Source organism: Tunicatimonas sp. (assembly GCF_049647865.1).
Classification (GTDB): Bacteria; Bacteroidota; Bacteroidia; order Cytophagales; family Cyclobacteriaceae; genus Tunicatimonas.
Map to the genome: position 1 here is coordinate 1 of NZ_JBARYM010000211.1, position 2234 is coordinate 2234.

Below are 2234 nucleotides of genomic sequence, written 5' to 3' on the forward strand. Positions count from 1 at the left end.
ACTCTACATTGAGTTTCAGTCAACTAACGATGGTGGCATGATCTACCGGATGTTGGAGTATTATGCCTTACTACTTCGCAAACACCGTTTACCGGTTATTCAGTTCGTAGTTTATCTAGGGCAGGAAAAGCCTACGATGGAAACTAAATGGTGGGCAACTAATATTACGTTTCAGTTTACGCTCAAAAACCTAAAAGACTACGATTACCGAAACTTAGTAGCCTCGGATATCCCCGAAGAAGTGATCTTAGCTGTCCTGAGTGATTTTCGAGATCAACCTCCGGAGGAAATTATCCGTTTAATTCTGGAAAAGATCGTAAAGATTGTACCTAACAAACTCAAATTACAACGCTACTTACGACAACTAGGAGTACTATCCAAATTAAGAAATTTACAACCATTAACGTTTGAAAAACTAGATAATATGCCAATAGAATACGATATTAAAACTGATTATCTTTTTATGAAAGGCAAAGAAGCTGGAGTAATAGAAGGGGTTACCGAAGGAATAGCTGAGGGAAGAAAAGAAGGTAAAAAGGAAGGAAAGAAAGAAGGAAAAACAGAAGTTGTGGTGAATATGCTCAAGTCCGGTAAGTTAACCCAGGCGCAGATTGCTGAATTCACGGGGATGCCAGAAAAGCAGATCAAACAGCTTGCTCAACAGCACGGACTATAGTTCTTTCCACTATTTATGAACACTACCGCAGGGGCAACCCCCTTCATCCTTTCTTTCCTTAGCGATCTACAGGCGAATAATGAAAAAGCCTGGATGGACGCGCACCGCAACCGTTACCAAACCGCCCGTCAGCACTTCATTGATTTGGTGGGGCATATTCTGGGTGAACTCAGCATTGATGATGAGAGTTTGCGCGGGCTCAACCCCAAAGACTGTATTTTTCGCATCAATCGGGATATTCGCTTTTCTAAGAACAAGTCGCCCTACAAGAATAATTTTGGGGCGGCCATGGCCGAAGGGGGAAAGAAAACCGATCAAGCCCTGTACTACCTGCATCTGCAACCCAACGACGAATCCTTCATTGCAGGCGGTATCTATCAACCACCGTCAGCCATACTAAACAAAGTGCGGCAGGAGATTGACTACAACGCTAGCGAGCTAAAAGCCATTACTGATGTTCCTGAATTCAAACAGAACTTTGGTGCTATTCAGGGGGATGCTCTGAAGCGAGCTCCCAAAGGCTACGATCCTGATCATCCTAATATAGAGTTGCTCAAGCTAAAAAGCTATCTGGTAATGCGAAAGCTAACCGATAACGAAGTGACCAATAAGCAATTTCCCGCCCAAGCCGCAACGGTGTTTCAGAGTATGCAACCGTTTTTAAATTACCTGAACGTGGCGGTGAGCTGAATTTTATATGTTTTTTACTTTATGAAAGAGAAACCTGCTGATACAGAAGAAACCAAACCAAAAAAAACGTGGCTAGAACAGCTACCAATCAGTTTTGAAAAGAAATTCTGGAATTCGGAGAAGATTATTAGCCTTTCGGCTTTCATCGTTAGCATTGCCACACTATTAGCTCTTATGTACCAGATACGCATATCTAGCGAGCAAAATGAACTAGCTAGGAAGCAACAATATGCTTCGGTGTTGCCATACATAGAAGTATGGCCAAGAAGTAGCGGCCCTAGCCATTTCTCGCTTATTTTAGAAAATAATGGTATCGGTATAGCGTTCATCGATGAGATTAAGATAGTGTACGAAGGGCAGGAATATGAGAGTGACCCGAGATCTTTTTACGACAGCAAAATCGTCAAGACTGATACAATTCAGTTTGGCTACTCCGACATTACTAAAGGACAGGTACTACCTGCCGGTGAAGAAAGGGCAATGATTGAAACTAGCATTTCGCGGGAAGACGCAGACAATTTAAAGTATTGGTTCGGGCGACCTACTGCTGATGGTGAGCGGGCTAGAGTGGACGTCATCTATTCTTCCGTATACGGTGAGCGGTGGATAACGAAGGGAATCGCGGCTATTCCCGAACCGCTGCCTGAAGCGATTGATTAGTGTGTTTTATTCTTTGGTTTTCCTTCGCATGCAACCTTTATCATTTTAACTGCATCATGTTAGAAAATAAGCTACCTATGAATTCATCTTTTCAGAAACTAACAAGTTTAATTTTAATCGCCTTTTTTCCGGTTCTAAGCTTTGCCCAGGGCATTCGCGGGGATGGTAACATAGTAACCGAGACTCGTTCGGTTTCTTCCTTTGACGC

General features: G+C 42.8%; 3 protein-coding genes. All 3 read left to right on the forward strand.

Annotated features, from left to right (window positions below; genetic code table 11):
- A partial coding sequence (locus WBA23_RS06565) for a hypothetical protein (protein WP_424581455.1) occupies positions 1-676 on the forward strand: 676 nt, incomplete at its 5' end.
- 15 nt (positions 677-691) lie between these two features.
- Positions 692-1366, forward strand: a complete 675-nt coding sequence (locus WBA23_RS06570; RefSeq protein WP_424581456.1) for a DUF2461 domain-containing protein — start codon at positions 692-694, stop codon at positions 1364-1366.
- 21 nt (positions 1367-1387) lie between these two features.
- Positions 1388-2026: a hypothetical protein gene (locus WBA23_RS06575; protein ID WP_424581457.1), complete on the forward strand. Its 639-nt coding sequence runs from the start codon at positions 1388-1390 to the stop codon at positions 2024-2026.
- Positions 2027-2234: the final 208 nt, after the last annotated feature.